The organism is Paenibacillus sp. FSL R7-0189, assembly GCF_037969925.1.
Taxonomy (GTDB): Bacteria; Bacillota; Bacilli; order Paenibacillales; family Paenibacillaceae; genus Paenibacillus_AQ; species Paenibacillus_AQ odorifer.
Genome location: NZ_CP150223.1, coordinates 4906901 through 4924091, shown reverse-complemented (window position 1 = coordinate 4924091; position 17191 = coordinate 4906901). Strand labels below are relative to the sequence as shown.

The 17191-nt window shown below is 42.9% G+C and carries 16 protein-coding genes and 1 pseudogene; 4 read left to right on the top strand and 13 right to left on the bottom strand.

All coding sequences use genetic code 11. The features are described from left to right. Nucleotides 1-17: 17 nt before the first annotated feature. Nucleotides 18-1286, top strand: a complete 1269-nt coding sequence (locus MKY63_RS21425) for an alkaline phosphatase (RefSeq protein WP_036688991.1) — start codon at nucleotides 18-20, stop codon at nucleotides 1284-1286. Nucleotides 1287-1355: 69 nt separating this feature from the next. Here the strand turns inward: MKY63_RS21425 and MKY63_RS21420 are convergent, their stop codons facing one another. Both MKY63_RS21420 and MKY63_RS21415 read right to left on the bottom strand, forming a co-directional pair. Then, entirely contained in the window at nucleotides 1356-1568 is a 213-nt protein-coding gene (locus MKY63_RS21420; protein WP_339809781.1) for a hypothetical protein, read from the bottom strand. A 69-nt stretch (nucleotides 1569-1637) separates the two neighbouring features. Continuing rightward, nucleotides 1638-2159, bottom strand: a complete 522-nt coding sequence (locus tag MKY63_RS21415; protein ID WP_339809780.1) for a PadR family transcriptional regulator — start codon at nucleotides 2157-2159, stop codon at nucleotides 1638-1640. A 181-nt stretch (nucleotides 2160-2340) separates the two neighbouring features. On the opposite strand from MKY63_RS21415, the gene MKY63_RS21410 reads away from it, so the two are divergent. Beyond that, complete coding sequence (locus MKY63_RS21410) at nucleotides 2341-4266, top strand: FAD-dependent oxidoreductase (protein WP_339809779.1); 1926 nt, start codon at nucleotides 2341-2343, stop codon at nucleotides 4264-4266. A gap of 390 nt (nucleotides 4267-4656) precedes the next feature. Here MKY63_RS21410 and MKY63_RS21405 read toward each other — a convergent pair whose 3' ends face one another. The 7 genes and pseudogenes from MKY63_RS21405 to MKY63_RS21375 all read right to left on the bottom strand — a co-directional run. Then, nucleotides 4657-5751 (bottom strand): winged helix DNA-binding domain-containing protein, encoded by a 1095-nt coding sequence (locus MKY63_RS21405; protein ID WP_036688995.1) that lies wholly within the window; start codon nucleotides 5749-5751, stop codon nucleotides 4657-4659. Between the two features lie 105 nt (nucleotides 5752-5856). Further along, complete coding sequence (locus MKY63_RS21400) at nucleotides 5857-6828, bottom strand: ring-cleaving dioxygenase (protein WP_036688997.1); 972 nt, start codon at nucleotides 6826-6828, stop codon at nucleotides 5857-5859. Nucleotides 6829-6918: 90 nt separating this feature from the next. Next, nucleotides 6919-7383, bottom strand: a complete 465-nt coding sequence (locus tag MKY63_RS21395) for a MarR family transcriptional regulator (RefSeq protein ID WP_036688999.1) — start codon at nucleotides 7381-7383, stop codon at nucleotides 6919-6921. 80 nt (nucleotides 7384-7463) lie between these two features. After that, nucleotides 7464-8177 carry a type II CAAX endopeptidase family protein gene (locus MKY63_RS21390; RefSeq protein ID WP_339210328.1) on the bottom strand — a complete coding sequence of 238 codons (714 nt, stop codon included), beginning with the start codon at nucleotides 8175-8177 and terminating at the stop codon, nucleotides 7464-7466. Between the two features lie 98 nt (nucleotides 8178-8275). Continuing rightward, a complete protein-coding gene (locus MKY63_RS21385) occupies nucleotides 8276-9616 on the bottom strand; it encodes a HAMP domain-containing sensor histidine kinase (RefSeq protein WP_339809777.1) in 1341 nt (446 codons plus the stop codon). 1 nt (nucleotide 9617) lies between these two features. Then, nucleotides 9618-10313 carry a response regulator transcription factor gene (locus MKY63_RS21380; RefSeq protein ID WP_339809776.1) on the bottom strand — a complete coding sequence of 232 codons (696 nt, stop codon included), beginning with the start codon at nucleotides 10311-10313 and terminating at the stop codon, nucleotides 9618-9620. Between the two features lie 79 nt (nucleotides 10314-10392). Continuing rightward, nucleotides 10393-10692, bottom strand: a pseudogene (locus MKY63_RS21375) (phosphotransferase); the annotation flags it as partial. A gap of 304 nt (nucleotides 10693-10996) precedes the next feature. On the opposite strand from MKY63_RS21375, the gene MKY63_RS21370 reads away from it, so the two are divergent. Continuing rightward, complete coding sequence (locus tag MKY63_RS21370) at nucleotides 10997-11344, top strand: PadR family transcriptional regulator (protein WP_036689003.1); 348 nt, start codon at nucleotides 10997-10999, stop codon at nucleotides 11342-11344. Next, complete coding sequence (locus MKY63_RS21365; protein WP_038572325.1) at nucleotides 11331-12326, top strand: hypothetical protein; 996 nt, start codon at nucleotides 11331-11333, stop codon at nucleotides 12324-12326. The genes MKY63_RS21370 and MKY63_RS21365 overlap by 14 nt, the downstream gene beginning before the upstream one ends. Before the next feature lie 382 nt (nucleotides 12327-12708). Here the strand turns inward: MKY63_RS21365 and MKY63_RS21360 are convergent, their stop codons facing one another. The 4 genes from MKY63_RS21360 to MKY63_RS21345 are packed head-to-tail and all read right to left on the bottom strand — an operon-like array spanning nucleotide 12709 to nucleotide 17169. Beyond that, nucleotides 12709-13986, bottom strand: coding sequence for an alpha-L-fucosidase (locus MKY63_RS21360; protein ID WP_036689007.1), 1278 nt, complete (start codon nucleotides 13984-13986; stop codon nucleotides 12709-12711). Nucleotides 13987-14034: 48 nt separating this feature from the next. Further along, nucleotides 14035-14985 carry an ROK family protein gene (locus MKY63_RS21355; protein WP_038572332.1) on the bottom strand — a complete coding sequence of 317 codons (951 nt, stop codon included), beginning with the start codon at nucleotides 14983-14985 and terminating at the stop codon, nucleotides 14035-14037. A 28-nt stretch (nucleotides 14986-15013) separates the two neighbouring features. Further along, entirely contained in the window at nucleotides 15014-15706 is a 693-nt protein-coding gene (locus tag MKY63_RS21350) for a copper homeostasis protein CutC (RefSeq protein ID WP_038572334.1), read from the bottom strand. Nucleotides 15707-15729: 23 nt separating this feature from the next. After that, nucleotides 15730-17169, bottom strand: a complete 1440-nt coding sequence (locus MKY63_RS21345) for a leucyl aminopeptidase family protein (RefSeq protein WP_339210332.1) — start codon at nucleotides 17167-17169, stop codon at nucleotides 15730-15732. Between the last annotated feature and the right edge of the window lie 22 nt (nucleotides 17170-17191).

Below are 17191 nucleotides of genomic sequence, written 5' to 3'. Positions count from 1 at the left end.
ACATTAGGAGGGAAATTATGAAATCACCGAAAAAGCATGGCGTCAAAACAGCAATTGTAGCGACAGCGGCAACGGCTCTTTTTGTATCCAGCATAGTCACTACTCATGCACCTAATCAAGCAGACGCAGCATCTTCGAACACAAGAAATGTAATTCTGTTTATTGGAGACGGAATGGGTGCTGCTCAGCGTGATGCCATCCGGCTTGCCACCGTAGGTGAAAAAGGAAATCTAGCAATGGATTCGATGCCATACGTTGGATTAATTCATACAAGCTCCACTGTCCCTGTTACAGATTCGGCTGCTTCTGCTTCAGCCTATGCCAGCGGTGTGAAAACTTATAATGGAGCTATCGGAATGGATGCCGATAAAAAAAGTGTTAAAACCATTATGGAATATGCTAAAGATGCCGGAAAATCAACAGGTGTCGTTACTACTAGTCAGATTACAGACGCGACTGGCGCCGCATTTGGTGCTCACGTCGAAGACCGCTCAAAGCAAAGTGATATCGCCCTCCAGCTTCTGACTAAGAGCAAGGTTGATGTTCTGCTTGGTGGGGGTGAGGATTTCTGGTACCCTGCAGGCAATCCCGGGAAATTCCCAGATGAACCCGCTGAAGATCCTTCAGAGAAAAGCAAAGGAACACAAGGTAACCTTGTTGATAAAGCTAAACAATTGGGCTACACCTATGTAACGAACAAAGCGGATATGCAAAAAGCAAAAGACGGCAAGCTACTGGGAATATTCGCAAACGAGGAAATGTTCCAGCAAAATCCTGAGGGTGAAGGGGATATTTATAATCCGGTGGTATCGCTGCCCGAGATGACTAAGAAAGCTATAGATACGCTAGCAACAAATAAAAAGGGATTTTTCCTTATGGTGGAAGAAGAAGGCACTGACGAATTTGCACACCAAAACAACGCTAAAATGACGATTAAATCAGGTCAAGAACTGGACAAATCCGTGCAAGTAGCCAAAGACTTCGCCAAAAAGAATCCAGATACACTGGTTCTAGTTCTTGCCGATCATGAGACCGGCGGATTTTCTATTGAAGCAGTTGACGCAGATGATGAGTCCGGTGACGGCATATCCAAAGAAGACGGTCCATTCGCCATCGCCAATTCCAAACACAATTTTGTAGTGGACTGGACGACCTCAGGCCATACTGCGGTTGATATTCCAATCACAGCTATGGGCAAAAATGCACAATTATTTACTGGAATCTACGAAAACACCGAAGTATTCACCAAGCTTATGCAAGCATCAGGTTTTAAAGCCAAAAAATAAAGGCGAACAATAAAAGACTAGCCAAATTAAGGAGGATGCCCCCTGCTCTCTATTGAGCAGGGGGCATCCTCACTTCTGATTACCTCGGTTGATATTAGCATCAATTAAAGCATTTTTGTGATTGTTATCTTTTTCTTCTTCTTCTTCTTCTTCAACTGTTACAACTACGCTTTTCAAAAATAATGGACTGTTATTAGTAATCATCAAATTATACTCATTATCGTTTTCTACTTTTGTATCATACTTAACCATTTCTTCACAGTCATAAGCTTGACTCTTCAATCTTATATTCTATTGTACCTCCTCATATTTTTAAAAATTGATTGCCTCAAAGGGTGCTAAACTGTGTGCTTATGCTTCTAATTTACGTGACAGCTCCTTAATTAACTCGATCTCTCGTAAAACCATACTTCGGGTGTAAAAATAGAGCTCCTCAGAGTAATCCATATCCTCACTATTGCCAACTACTTTGGATAACTGCTGTAAATGGTCCAGCTTTTCGTTCATATAGGTCTCTCTGTAATCAAGCAATCTTTTACGTGTCTCCTGATCCAAAAGCTCATAATAAGCAAGACGAATAGACCATTCATTATCAATTCGAATCGTCTCCAGCGTAAATTCTGTTAAGCAGGTGTTAAACCGCTCCTCACCCTCAGTAGTTATAGAATATACATAACGTTTAGGCCGGCGTTCCTGAATTTCCGTTTTTTTGATTACCCATTTTCGCTTTTCAAATAATTTCAGCTTTGGATAAAGCGAGTTATTGTTTACGATTTTATCATTGCCCATTACAAAAATAATGTTTTTTTTAATTTCATAACCATGTTTGGCCCCTTTCATTAATTGGGCCAGAATCAAAACTTCAATATCCATAATCATCCTCCGGGCTTCCGGAATACGTATCCGGTTCATCATTTTCTTATATTACCTCAATTACTACATTTCTGCCAAATCACTCGTGATTTTTTGCACATACTTTCAGCCCTCCCTTTCGCTAATATAGGTTAAAATAACCTATTTATTTTTAACCTATATGTAGAGAGGAAGTTATCGTATGGAATTCACACATTTATTCAGCAAGGGCACAATCGGAAATATGGAGCTTAAGAACCGGGTCATTTTACCAGCGATGGGCACGAAAATGAATGCGCCGGGTGGATACGTCAGTGATCGTCTGATTGATTACCATGTAGCACGAGCTAAAGGTGGCAACGGCTTAAATACTGTAGAAGTAACAACTATTCACCCAACGGCGGCCTCCGATGATGCTCCAGCCCTTTATGATGATAAATTCATTCCAGGTATGGCTCAATTAGCATTAGCTATTCGAGAGGCAGGAGGCAAAAGCTGTCTACAGTTATGGCATGGAGGTAAAGTAACTCCCAACCTAATTCAGGTCTCCTCTTCACCTGTTCCATTTGAAGGCGTAAGTCATATACCACGTGAACTTGCGCATCATGAAGTCGGCGAGATGGTTCAAGCTTACGCAGATACAGCCTCACGTGCGAAGAAAGCCGGATTTGACAGCGTGGAATTCCATGCCGGCCATGGTTATTTGCCCCAACAATTTCTAAGTCCTGCAATGAATTTTCGTCAGGATGAGTACGGCGGTTCTTGGGAGAATCGCTGCCGCTTCCCGTTGGCTTGTATCCGCGCTATCCGGGAAGCGGTTGGACCTGGATTCCCTATCTTGATGAGAATATCTGCAATTGAGGATCTACCGGGCGGACTTACGCTGGAAGATATGAAGCTCTTCTCAAAGCTCGCTGAAGAAGCTGGAATTGATGCTATTAATGTATCTCGTGGGGTCCCTGCTGGCGCTGCGATTAAATATGAAGTTCCGCCAATCGATTTACCTGTGGGTTTCAATGTAGATAACGCAGCGCAAATTAAATCTGCGGTGAACATCCCTGTTATTGCCGTAGGCCGTATTAATGATCCAGCAATTGCAGACCGGATTATTGCGGAGGGTTTGGCTGATTTTGTAGCCATTGGGCGTGCGCAACTGGCTGATCCGGAATTCTGCAATAAGGCTTTAGCCGGACGTGCAGACACCATCGTTAAATGTGTGGGTTGCGACCAAGGCTGCTTTGATGGATTCGTGAATCCTAATGTTCCATTTATCAGCTGTGTGTTTAATCCTGCAACCGGCCGTGAAAGTGAATATGAATTGCAGCAAACGAATATCCCCAAGAAAATACTTATTGCTGGTGGTGGCCCTGGTGGATTAGAAGCAGCTGTCACACTGAAACGACGTGGGCATCATCCAATATTATGCGAAAAAAATGACATTCTAGGCGGACAGCTTTATATTGCCGGCGCCGCACCACGTAAAGAGGAAATGGCTGCAGCCGCTCTGCATATGGGAGAAACCGCTAAACGTGAAGGTGTAGACATTCGATTGAATACAGAGGTTACACCTGAATTAATCCAAGAAATTGGTCCAGATGAGGTCATTCTTGCAATCGGATCTTCTCCTATTATTCCGCCTGTGGAAGGCGTCGACAGTTCACATGTGGTCAATTCACATGATGTGTTGTGGGGAACGGTTCATCCAGAAGGAAGAGTCGTTATTATCGGTGGCGGTTTAGTGGGGCTTGAGGTCGCAGAGCTGCTTGTAGAACGCGGACATCAAATCACTGTAGTTGAAATGCAAGCCGATGTTGCTAATGATCTAGGACTTTTGCGTAAAATCTGTGTCATGGAAAGTCTATATGGACATGGCGTTGAATTAATAACCAACAGCAAATGTATGGCGATTCAAGGGGATAGCGTAATTGTTGAAAAAGACGGCGAATCTCACAGCCTACCTGCTGATTATGTAGTAATCGCCGTAGGTTCACGCGCCCTCAACAAACAACCTCTTCAGGATTTCTTGGAGGAAAGCTCCATCCCTTATCATGTAATTGGCGATGCGGTGCAAGCGCGTAGAGCGCTTAATGCGATTTGGGAAGGCGCTGAATTAGCTAGACGAATCTAATTAAGCTAGCTATAAGATTTATGAAACAAACCCGGCAGGTCGCCCTGCCGGGTTATTTTTTACTCAGAGTGCATTCGTGAGCGGTTATCCGGTAATCGGTATCCATTCAACCATTCACCCATTATGCCGTTCTGTCGTTCGGACTCAGGAGGCGCTATTGAGCTAAAAGTAGTCTTTTTACGAATCTATCGGACCCAGATGCCGCTATTCCGCAAAAACAGGGGGCAAAAGTGGTGCTGCGACGGGAATAACTGCATTGGAGTCCGAAAAGCTCAGCAAATCAGCATTTAGGAGCTAATAAGTGCACTGGTGTCCGTTAGCGTTAAAGGTGCGCACAAAAGTATGGTAAGAAAGATGAAAACGGTGAGAATGATGAGAATAGTGAAATACTCATGTCAATGAACCACTCACATTCATTTTGAGTATCGGCAGCCCGATAAATGCCGCATATCGCTCAGCTTCTTTAAGTACCAACTTTTCCGTATCGCCCAGCTCGGCAAAAGGATGGATCACAATCTCGATCCCCTTGGTCTTTAGAGTTCTTTTCCATATACCCACAACCTGACCCTCCACAACAATCGTCGGAAGAAAAACACCATTATTCCCTGGAACTATCAAAGGAGCAACGTCAGGCTCTAGAACGGCACTTCGGTCTTTATAACCAAGAATGTACTCATCAAAACCCGGAAGCAGATGAACGCCCGATTCCTCAGCAGTTGACTCTAGCCGATCAGCAGACATCCAATACTCAGTGCCATCAATAACCTCTAACTGAAGTTGACTTTTGGCCGCTTCCAGCCCTCGTCTGGCATCTGTAAGGGTTATGCCTGCCCACCAAGCAAAGTCTTGAACAGTTGCTAAACCATGTGCGGTGAAATATCTCTGAGCGAGTTCATACAATGACTCATCGTAAGAAAGCTCTCGAAACTGTGGCACCCATTCCTCTAGCAAAACAATCGTTTGCTGCTTACCATTCATCGGTCCGAAACAAATCAACCCTTGGTACGCAACATTCCACAACATATGATAACCACGCTGGTTCCCCGTGTGAATACCTTCTTCTTCTATTAGCTGAAGTAAAAGAGCACGATCTAGCTGCATTCCACCTTGTAAAGCATTAACTATAATATGTCTACAAAGTTCTAGTGTCTGATCATCTAGCCCAAGCTCTGCATTTCGTCGCTTTGTTTGTCCCGCTAAACGCGGTACAGATAGCTGATGCATCCACTTCACATCTTCCGGTGGGACAAAATGAAGCGTACCTCGCAGCGTCCAATTCAGAATCATCTTACGATCAGCGATAGCACGCTCTATATCAGCTAAATTCGAAGATGGAGTACGTAACCCGATCGCCCACATCGCCTGCATGTAATCCTGCGCCTGTATTGCCCCTAATTCTTTAACGACCTGTTCAGGCTTGATTAGCTTGGAATCAACGATCTTCTGGTTATATAAACGTTGCGCAGCTATCATTTTATTCGTCACACTTTGCCTCCTTAAGTGAACCTTATCAAACCATCGTCTAACCTTATAGGAATGATTTTAATATAATTTTTTCCAATCTCATAGTTTTCTTATTTCTTAGCTATATTATTGGATAGGATGAAGTTTCGATTCAATCTCTTCCCGGCGTTCTTCCAGAAAAGAAGGTAAGGTCAAATTCTCGCCCAGCGCATCAAAAGATTCATCAATCTCAAACCCTGGACCATCTGTAGCAAGCTCAAAAAGAATATGGTTCGGATCACGGAAATACAAGGAATGGAAGTAATAACGATCAATGACCCCTGTGTTCTTGAACCCTGCAGCTGTGATTTTAGCAGCCCATGCGGTTAATTCTTCCAGATCCTTCACTCTTATAGCCACATGATGGATACTGCCTTTTCCCGGTCTTTCCCGGTCTTGATCATTAACTTCTTTGAGCTGAAGTTCAGTGTACAAGCCGCCTTTAGCTGTTTCATAAATATCCACCGTAACCTTCGAATCACCCATGGATGGCACTCTACGAACTTGTGTATAGCCTAAAATATCCTCTAAAACAGCCTTTGTACGGCTAGCCTCACGGACAGTCAATTCAACGGGACCCAAACCAACAATGGCATATTGTGGTGGAATATCATCAGTAATCCAAGGTTCTACCAGCTGAGTCACATTATCTTTTTCTGCGGACACCAGATGAACCGTTAATTCATCACTATCCTGAAAAGTAAGCGAATTGCGCTCCTCTATACTTACGATAGCTTCATGAGCGATTTCAAATGTATCTAATCTGTTAGCCCAATATACTAAGGCCTCATCGCTAGGAACGAGAAGAGAGATTGCAGAAATGCTGTTCGTTCCTTTCCGGGTCTGGCCTGCATTTGGCATTTCAAAAAAGGATACCTCGGTGCCTGGAGCGCCATTAGGGTTGCCATAGAATAAATGGTACATGGTTGGATCGTCCTGATTTACGGTTTTTTTGACAAGTCTTAGTCCCAGAACTTTTGTATAAAACCATAGGTTTTGTTTAGCGTCTTTAGTAATCATTGATACATGATGTTGTCCGGTTATTTGTTGTTGGCTCATTTTAATTTCCTCCTAATATGATTATGGTTTACTAGTAAACTGATGCTGAAAAAAGGAAGCTTTATTCAGAATAAAGCTTTTACAATACTACTAAACTCCTCGTGGAATTCGATTCTCATTCTGGCTATGGCGGTGAATCTTCTTAAGCATGCTGTAAAATACCTTTTTCTCCTCGTCCGTCAGTGGATCGAATAACGAAGCTTGGAAATCCGATTGCAAAGGAAGAACCTTCTCGATAAGCGCCTGGCCCTTTTCAGTTAAAGAAATATACTTCACCTTCCAATCCTGCTTACGCTCAATCCATCCTTCTTTTTCTAATCTGCCAAGCATATGTGATACTCCACCTTTAGTAATGGTTAAATGCTCGGCAATATCCATCTGTGTCACAGGCTGATGTAATAGTATTTGTACTAACGCATCAAACTGGCTAACCGTTAAATCAAACTGCTTCAAGAACTCATTGGAAAGATCGTTACTATTGTCATAAACTCTTACCAGCCGCAGCCAGATCAACAAGCTTAGTTTGTTGTCTTCAGTGAATCCATTGTTTCGCATTATGCCACATCCATTGCTTTGGAATTGGATCTATTTGATTATCAGTTTACTAGTAATCTGATGTGGAGTCAAGTTTCGTATTAACTTAAGAAATAGAGAAGCACAGATAAACCATTACTAAACATGTGTGCACTTATTGGCACTAATATATTTTTTCTTTTCTCATATAGGTAGGCAAAGATTAATCCAGCAGTCATATAGGAGAAGATATTCCACATTTCGTTATAGTTACCCTGAAAAACCACGGCTCTATAGACATGCTGGAAGCCAAATAAAAAGGAAGATATCAGATAAGCCAGAAGACGACTTTTCCTGCGGATCGTTCTGTAAATGGTCGCCCGATACACTAATTCTTCAATCACGGGACCAATCCATACCACATTCACTGTAAAAATAAATGGATACGAAGACAACATTGCCCGTAAATCCACCTCATTAACAGACTTTGTAATGGGATGAAAGATGGAAATTAGTGTGGGAATCAACATACTTCCGATGATAATAATCAAACAAAGTCCCCAAACCATCCATACCATATTACGCACCCAGTGTTGTCTGAAATCATGAACAGCTTGTTTATAGAACCCTCTAATACCTATAATCACTCCTATGTAGATCAGACTATTCAACAGTAAGGCCATTCGATTTTGTTGTTCTGGCTGCCAAATAAAAACATGGTTAAGAATCTCCATAATCGGCCGGATCAAGAGAATAGAGAACAATCCTAAAAAGTACATTACTGCTAATATAACGCCCAAGATCAATTGCCTTTTACTTAATTTCTCATCAATCATTATAATCTAATCCCCCATGTAAAATTGTTAATAGACTGAATATCAACCATTTTAGCATTGGGAAATTTCATACGACTTAATGTAATCTTACATAGACCTTAAATTTTCCAGTTCAGCCCAATTATAATTTCAAACTGGTTATCCTGCGTATTCAGCTGAACAGTCCCTCCATGAGCAGTTATTATTTTCTGAACAATGAGTAGCCCTAATCCAGAACCTGCCGGGTTCAAGGCTGATGGTTGACCGTAATTAACAAAAGTAAGCTTGGCTCCATCACTCACCTTTTCCAGCACAACTTGAAACTTAGAACCTCGCTCCTGATAAGCGATGGCATTATAAAGCAGGTTTGAGAATACACGGTTCATTCTTTTTTTATCAAACTGTAGAATTATTTCTTTAGACTCGATTACAAAATCAGGGATCAGACCCGCAGCCTCAAGCTCGGGCAACATATGTATCATTTCTTCTCTCAAGTATTCTGAGAAATCATCTGTTGTAACATCCAAACGAAATTCGGGACTTTCCATTCTCGATAATTCAAACAAATCCTGAATCAATACATTGGCACGGATACTATTTTCGTATATTATTTTGGCAAATTCCAAATGTTCTATCCGACCGCTCACTTGTTCTTTTAGTTCAAGCTCTGCGTAACCCATAATACTTGTTAATGGATTTTTTAAATCATGGGATATATCCAATATTAGATTTTTTCGATTATTTTCACTCTGTTCTTTTAACGAGGTCTGGATCTGAATCACTTCTGCCATATGATTAAAAGCCTGCTCCAGTTGACTAAACTCCCGATTCCCGCCTACCTGCACTCTTGCTGAATAATCCCCATTCTTAACCTTTTCTACAGCAGCGGACAACTGGTCTAAGGGTTTAATGAAACTAACCGCCGTAATCTTTGCATAAATCATCGTGCTTAGAATCAAAATCAACAAATAACCTAACCCAATAAACCCAAGCATTTGAAGGGTATGATCCTGCATAGGTGAATCTGAATTCCAATGGAAACTGCCTGTCATCTTCACTTGTATAGGTAAAAAGACGATCAGCCAAAAATGTTCCTGCTCATTATATTCAACAGTGATCATATCTTTGTTAGCTCCAGTATTCATTAGAAAATCCGTAAATTCTTTGACACTAATCTGCTTGGACGTAAATGGATTGTTGCCAATGGAGTGTATGACTTCGTAATTGGAATTCACAACCTGTAAACTGCCCCCGACATCATTAATAACACTAGTGTCAATTCTTTGATAGTCATTTTGCATAAGTTTAGCAGCCGTTAACTGATTATAAATAATGTCCTTAGATCCCAGCCTGTTCATGCTAAACAAAGCAACAATCACCAATATCGTGATAACCGTTGTTATAAGAAAGATCGCGATATAGTTTTTTAACAATTGATAGGATATATTATGTTTTTTCATCTTATTTACCTGGATTGTAGAATTTGTAACCTAGTCCACGCACTGTGACGATAAATTCGGGATGGTGTGGGTCCCGTTCAATCTTATTCCTTAGACGGCTGATGGTAACCATAATCGTATTATTATCACTATAGAAATCCTCTTCCCACGCCGCTGCATATAACTTTTTGGGCGTAAAAATTTGATTAGGACTCTGCATCAGACATTGTAATACCTTATATTCCTTGGCATTTAAAAGAACCGGACTTTCATTTATGTACAACATACATTCCTTTAAATTCAGCTTCAATTCTCTATGTTGGATTGTTTCTTCAGTTATCGATTGGCTAAGATCGTATACATTTCTTCGTCTCAGCTGCGCCTCAACCCTAGCCACAAGCTCTGAAGCACTAAATGGCTTCACCATATAATCGTCCGCTCCAAGACCTAAACCAACAACCTTATCAATTTCTTCACCGCGGGCAGTTAACAAGATAACCGGAATATGGCTTTTCTCTCTTATCTGTCGCAACAGATTAAGCCCATCAAGCTTGGGCATTACAATATCCAGAATGGCAAGATTTATTTCATGTTGATTAACAACCTCTAAAGCCTCAATGCCATCCTTGGCTTCGAATACTCGATATAATCGATCTTCTAAATGTATTTTCACTAGTTTTCTTATATCAGTTTCATCTTCAGCAATCAGTATATTCATCGCTCAATTCCCCTAACTAATCTCAAATAGCTGAGTCTTTTCACTCAGTATAACTTGCCAAATACCACTTCGGTATAAAAAGCCTAAAGAATAGCTCTGGAACATCATGATTAAAATACCCATGGATTCGGCCCGATGCGAACTCTGGACTCGTTAGTGCACACCAAGAAATGCGATTAAATTCCTCCCAAGGATCACCATAATCAAATCTATTAAGATCAATAATTCCAAGTTCCCTCGACTTCGTAATGATCATATTCCCTACATGATAGTCGCCGTGTTGAAAAGTCTGCGGCCGCCCCTCCAATAAGTAACGATTCGCCTCCACAAACTCAATGACCTGCTCTGCTCCCTTTAGAACAATGCCGAATGTTTGATATTTCGTGAGTACTTATCGATCTTCCACCCCAAACTGAAGAGGTCATTTCACAACCTCCTTTTAATCAAACTGCTTCACAAAATAGAAAAATTTTCTTATTTATTTCTTAGAAGATTATTTTATTCAATTGATGTTGGAACAACAATAGTGTATGATGCATAGTATAGATCGAATACTGTATGACACATAGTAAGTATAAGCGGCTTCGACGTCCTCTCAAGGACAACAAGCGTTTAAACCAAAAATATAAGAACAATTTATAAGAGATTATAAATCCTTATATTTTAAATAATGAGGTGGGTGAATGAGTACTTTATTAAATTCTTTAATCACAGAGCTTAGAAGAGGTACGTTAACGCTAGCCGTTTTAAGTCAATTACGAACACCCCAGTATGGATATTCGCTCGTTCAATTGTTGGAGGAATCCAGCATCATCATCGATCAAAGCACCTTATATCCATTACTTCGCCGATTAGAGAAACAGGAATTAGTGACGAGCAGCTGGGACACATCCGAGAGCAGACCCCGTAAGTATTATGTTCTAAGTGACTATGGCGTAGAGATTTTTTTACAGCTAAAGGAAGAATGGCTTAAGAATTCGAAAGAACTCTACGGCCTATTACAAGGGGAGGATGACCATGAAGCTAATTGAGATTTACATTCATGAAGTTACTCGGAGGTTACCGGAACAAAATCGGGAAGACATCGCATTAGAATTACGATCAACCATCGAGGATATGTTACCGGATGATTATGACGAAAAAGAGGTAAAGGCCGTCCTTGAAAAATTGGGCAATCCAGCTATTTTAGCTAGTGAGTACCGCGATCAGCCCATGTATCTCATCGGCCCACGCTATTTCGATTTATATGTTACGTTATTAAAAATGATTATACCCATCGCTGTAGTTGTTTCTTTAATCGCTCTGGTTGCTGATTACTTGATTGGCTACAGCGGCGATAAAACAGTTGCGGATATTGTTACTGCAGTTATAAGTACAGGAATTGGAACCTTCCTTGAAGTAGGAATCCAAGTCTTTTTTTGGATAACTGTTGTGTTCGCTATTATCGAACGGGCGGATAAAGGAAAGGAAGGGCATCCGCTTACTACAAAATTAAGGAAATGGACTCCTGATGATTTGAAGGATATCGCGCTTGTCCATAAGAAAAAAGCAATTACAAGCTTCGAAGTGTTCGGAAGTTTACTGTGGACTGCCATTTGGGCTACTGTTTATTTTAATGCTGAACACCTGATCAGAGTCTATAGAGGCGGTGAAGGCGCACTTAACTTCGTAGCCCCAGCTTTTAATCAGCATGTGTTACTTGATTATTGGCCTATTATTCTTATTGTGATCGGATTAGAAGTCGCATTAACTATATATAAATTAATCAAGAGACAATGGACTAGAGAATTAGCATTATGTAATACGGTCCTCGAGCTCATTGTACTTATTGTATTCGCTGTTATCCTTATAAATCCGAATGTATTTAACCAAGAATTCATTAACTACATGTCTAATTTATTAACTACTACAGCTAACCAATTTGAAACGGGGCTAGTAGGTGGAGGTATAGCAGTCTTGATTTTAGTTGCGGTCCTCAATATATATGAAGGCTTCCGCAAGGCTCGCCTCTAGTATTCGCAGAGCGGTGATTCTCCTGTTATTTAGAGAATTGCCGCTTTGTTTTCTGACTCGTTGAATGCCTGCTTAAAATGCTTCAACAGTATTGTCACCCTCTAAGAGTTACGGACCCAGATGACTTAATTTGCACATTTTCTGCCTTTGGAACAGGGCTTCGGACTCCAATGACGTTATTCCCTCGAAAGAGCTCCATATCGGGGTGTTTCAAGGCAATAGCGGCTATGCGGTCCGTTGGCATCCCAAACGTGCGATATTTCTGGGTTTAGTGTCATCTGTGTCCGATAGGTGTTTCGTATGTGCAAATGTTAGCGAAGAATACGAAAAAAAGGAGTTGTCCCATAAGCCATGAATGGCTGCTAGGACAACTCCTTCTGATTTAATTAAATAGTTCAAGCTCGATAACCGTATCCATCTCATCAGGTAACATCGCGCCTTTTAATGTAATAAACGCTCCACCGTCAACATCCGAATATTCCTCAGCCATCCACGGCGCCTCCACCTTTAGCTCGGTACCATCACGTAGTAATCTGGCCTTTTTAATCTTCCCTTTCAAGCCTTGGAAATAGATCGGGCCAATTCCACGGTCGTAAACGTGCGCATATAACTTATTGCCCTTTTGCGTATAACGTCCCCACTCTGGCTTAGGTAACAAAGACTTCCCGCATCCATAAATACTGTCTCCATTAAGGCGCATCCACTCCCCAACTTCGTCAAGGATAACCAGTGATTCCCGTGTCATTTCACCTTTAGCATCTGGTCCAACATTGAGGAGCAGGTTACCATTCTTACTGATACATTCGACCATCGTACGGATGACTTGCTTGGTTGATTTATAATTCTTATCCTCGGAATGATAACCCCAGTTGTCATTAAGGGTAATGCAGGCTTCCCAAGGGATGGATTGGCCGTTTACGTCAACAATGCCGCCAGGTGGAATGATCTGCTCGGGGGAGAAGAAATCTCCAGCATATTCCTCAGGTTCTGCCGCACGAATATTGCCACCTAATCGATTGTCGATAATAATATCAGGTTGTATGGAACGAATCATCCGGATAAGCTCCGTCGCCTTCCACTTCTCCCCTGTCATATTATCGTAGGAGAAGTCAAACCACATAATGTCGATTTTACCGTAATTGGTGAGCAGTTCCTTTACTTGCCCATGCATATACTCCAAGTATCTATCGAAATCAATCGGCTTATCTTTAGCCGCTTCGTTATCCCGATCAGGATGTGCCTTATCTCCATATCCGGGATAATCCTCATGGTGCCAGTCTATGATAGAGTAATATAGACCTACTGCAATCCCTTCAGCCCGGAAAGCGTCTACATATTCCCGCACTAGATCACGCCCAGCGGGCGTATTAGTGGCTTTGAAATCAGTCAGCTTACTATCGAACAGACAGAACCCGTCATGATGTTTGGTCGTAAGAACAGCGTATTTCTGACCCGCAGCTTTTGCTGCACTTGCCCATTTCTTCGGATCATATCGAGAGGCGTCAAATTCATCGAAATACGTCATGTAATGCTCTCTACTCATCCGCTCGTTACCGCGTATCCATTCCCCTCTAGCAGGAATTGAATATAATCCCCAATGGATAAACATCCCGAACCTATCCTGTAAGAACCATTTCGTTCTTTCTTCTCTTGCACCCATCTCTCCAACTCCTCGTTAATGAAAGCTATAATCAATCTTTCACTCCACCTAAGCGGTATGAAATAATGCTGCGGCTCCAATTAAACCTACATCGTCTTTGAGAGCGGCAGGTTCAATTGTAAAAGTACCCTTATATGGATCCATGACAAATTGCTCCGTCTTCTCCACCAGTGCAGGGAATAACAAATCTCCAGCCTTACTCACGCCTCCACCGATCACGATCCGATCAGGATTGAACGTATGAACTGCATTGGCTAGACCTAGTGCCATATAATGAATACTGCGGTCAATAACCTCGACGGCCACGGCATCGTTAAGTGCCATGGCTTCAAATACGTGCCGCGAAGTAATTTTTTCTCCATTTATATTAGCCAGTTCCGTAATCATCGACGGTCTGCCCTCCATACTTCGCAGCGCCATATCCCGAATCGCTGTGCCCGAAGCGAAAACTTCCCAGCAGCCGAATCTTCCACAGCTACATTCCGTTCCGTTCGGGTCAATAATATTATGACCTAGTTCACCAGCAAATGAATTTTTGCCAAGAAGCAGCTTGCCGTCAATGACGATACCTGCTCCAATCCCTGTGCTAAAGGTAACATAAACCATGTTGTCTGCACCTTTGCCAGCTCCTCGGACATACTCACCCCAAGCCGCAGCGTTCGCATCATTCACTACCTTTACTTCAACGCCTAGCTCCGACTCCATCCAGTGCTTCAGCGGAACATTATCCCATTCCGGAAGATTGGTGCCGTGAATAACGATCCCGTCCTGGCTATTTACAGCTCCGGGAGAAGCCAGCCCCACTCCAGTGAGTGGTCGTCCTTCGGATACGGAGCGGATCATATCGATCATTCGCTGCACCACTTCTTTAGCGGTACGTGCCCCAGCCGTTTCCATCAGTTCCCGTTTCAACACGGTCCCCTTTGAATCGAACAATGCTGCGGCAATTTTTGTGCCTCCTAAATCGATTCCAACTACGTAGCTCTCAACCTTCTGCATAACCCATTCACCTTTTCACTATCTATTATTAGCCGTTAGAATGAATACTCTCTGCTAACGCCCGTAAGGCTGCTGGATCGATTGGCGACAAAGCGTCTTTATCATAACGAACAGCCGACCCAAAATGCACTTCTGTTACTCCAGTCTGATGTATAAATGAAGTAATACCTTCCGGCTTCAAACCGCTTCCAGCCAGTATACTTACCGTTTTACCTCTTGATTCCTCGACTAGCTTCCGCATAGCAGGAATAGCTTCTGGTGCCGGACCTGGCCCAGCAGAAGTGAGTACACGCGTAATTTGCGGATACTTACAAAGCGTTCGATAACCTTCTATTTGATCCTTCAACTCATCAAAAGCACGGTGGAAGGTTACTTGCAATCCATCGGTCAACGGCAATAATGTTTCAAGCGCTCGCTCGTCGATAGTCCCTTCCGGTGTTAACGCACCAATCACAATCCCCGCCGCTCCGCTGGCTGCAATTTGCTTTATCTCTGCTGCCATGGTCAAAATGTCATACTTTGAATAGCAAAAAGAACGGCTGTGCGGGCGAACCATAACAAACGCAGGAATGCTAACCGATTTAGCAACTTGTTGCACCAATCCTATCCCTGGTGTTAGACCGCCTTCCGTAATCGCAGTAATGAGCTCCAGGCGGTCAGCCCCGTTCGCTTCGGCTGTAAGAGCATCGTCCATACAGGTAGCGATGACTTCCAATCTCATAACTTTCCTCCACTCTTCCGTTGTTATTGTTGTGCCTGTTTCATGACATAATCAGCGAGCAATCGAGCACCATAGCCCGTTGCTCCAGCTTCTGAATACCCCACATCCTGCTTGTACTGAACCGTCCCAGCCATATCAATATGAACCCAGCTCAGCGATTCCGCTACAAAACGCCGTATAAAAAGCGCTGCTGTAATCGCACCTGCAAAAGGTGAAGTACTAACATTACGTAGATCAGCGTAATTGCTTCGAAGATCGACTTCATATTCATCCATAAGCGGCATGGGCCACAGTCGCTCACCATTGCGCTCACCGATTTCGACGAGGTTCTGCGTCATCTCTCCATCACCCCATATGCCGGCGATACCTAATCCTAGCGCTGCGCCAACATTTCCAGTAAGTGTTGCAATATCGATGACCTTAGTTGCCCCGATATTTGCTGCATGAATAAGCGCATCCGCGATAATAAGCCGCCCCTCGCCATCCGTATTTGCAACCTGAACCGTCAGCCCATTAGGATAGCGTATAACAGACGATGGCAGCATCGCTTCAGCATCTGGTACGTTATCAACAACTGGGATCAATACGGTCACATTTACATGAGCTTGATTCCGTACTAAAATATCCAGCGCCCCAATAACAGCTGCTGCACCACCCATATCCATACGTGCATCGCTGATATCACTTGCGGTCTTAACATTCATCCCACCCAAATCGAAGGTAACACCTTTACCCACCAATGCCAGCATTGGCAATTCAGGGTTACTCTCATAGCGAATTTCAACGAGGGCTGGGGAGTGTTTACTGCCTGCTCCAACCGCCAGCAACCCATTCATCTGTAGGTCAACCAGCTCCTGCCCCCGGTAAACATGAACTTTCACTGCTGCGTTATCACGCTCGAAATATTCGACCATCCATTCTGCGAACCGATCCGGATTTAGAGTCCCGGGCACCTCATTCACCAGATCGCGAGCAACCACTGCTCCTTCAGCGCGTATGCGGCCAGTACTTAGTACAACTTCCAGTTCAAGCTTAGTCAGCTCAGGCCAATCGGCTGTCTGGAGCAGCAAATCAACTGAATTGTCTATTTTAGTAACGCCACGATAGGTTTGGAAACGATATAATCCGAGAAGCCAGCCTTCAATCCATGCTTGCAGCTCATCCGCAGCGGAAATATCACTTTCTGCTGTCCTACGAACAAATGAAGCGAAATTCAGCCCTTCTCTTAGAGCTAAGCGGGCGGCAGATCCCGCTGCTCGACGAATTTTCTCAAGCGTAAGAGCCTTGCGTTTTCCCATTCCAACAGCTAACACATCGGACTCTTCCTCAGAACGAGCATATAACCATGTCACACTGCCACTCTGTTTGTGAGCTTCTCCCAGCCGAAGAGGAAAAGGCTCCTCTTCATAGGCTAAGTAGATAAGCATATCCGCCCCATTAGCAGAATCGAACAAGATATTCATAGCTGTCCCTTCTTTTCCGTAA

Bases quoted from the DNA above. Each gene is read 5' to 3' on its own strand.
- MKY63_RS21425 (WP_036688991.1), top strand. From the start codon at position 18: ATGAAATCACCGAAAAAGCATGGCGTCAAAACAGCAATTGTAGCGACA.
- MKY63_RS21390 (WP_339210328.1), bottom strand. From the start codon at position 8,177: ATGATTGATGAGAAATTAAGTAAAAGGCAATTGATCTTGGGCGTTATA.
- MKY63_RS21385 (WP_339809777.1), bottom strand. From the start codon at position 9,616: ATGAAAAAACATAATATATCCTATCAATTGTTAAAAAACTATATCGCG.
- MKY63_RS21360 (WP_036689007.1), bottom strand. From the start codon at position 13,986: ATGGGTGCAAGAGAAGAAAGAACGAAATGGTTCTTACAGGATAGGTTC.
- MKY63_RS21410 (WP_339809779.1), top strand. From the start codon at position 2,341: ATGGAATTCACACATTTATTCAGCAAGGGCACAATCGGAAATATGGAG.
- MKY63_RS21370 (WP_036689003.1), top strand. From the start codon at position 10,997: ATGAGTACTTTATTAAATTCTTTAATCACAGAGCTTAGAAGAGGTACG.
- MKY63_RS21395 (WP_036688999.1), bottom strand. From the start codon at position 7,383: ATGCGAAACAATGGATTCACTGAAGACAACAAACTAAGCTTGTTGATC.
- MKY63_RS21380 (WP_339809776.1), bottom strand. From the start codon at position 10,313: ATGAATATACTGATTGCTGAAGATGAAACTGATATAAGAAAACTAGTG.
- MKY63_RS21415 (WP_339809780.1), bottom strand. From the start codon at position 2,159: ATGGATATTGAAGTTTTGATTCTGGCCCAATTAATGAAAGGGGCCAAA.
- MKY63_RS21365 (WP_038572325.1), top strand. From the start codon at position 11,331: ATGAAGCTAATTGAGATTTACATTCATGAAGTTACTCGGAGGTTACCG.
- MKY63_RS21350 (WP_038572334.1), bottom strand. From the start codon at position 15,706: ATGAGATTGGAAGTCATCGCTACCTGTATGGACGATGCTCTTACAGCC.
- MKY63_RS21345 (WP_339210332.1), bottom strand. From the start codon at position 17,169: ATGAATATCTTGTTCGATTCTGCTAATGGGGCGGATATGCTTATCTAC.
- MKY63_RS21400 (WP_036688997.1), bottom strand. From the start codon at position 6,828: ATGAGCCAACAACAAATAACCGGACAACATCATGTATCAATGATTACT.
- MKY63_RS21355 (WP_038572332.1), bottom strand. From the start codon at position 14,985: ATGCAGAAGGTTGAGAGCTACGTAGTTGGAATCGATTTAGGAGGCACA.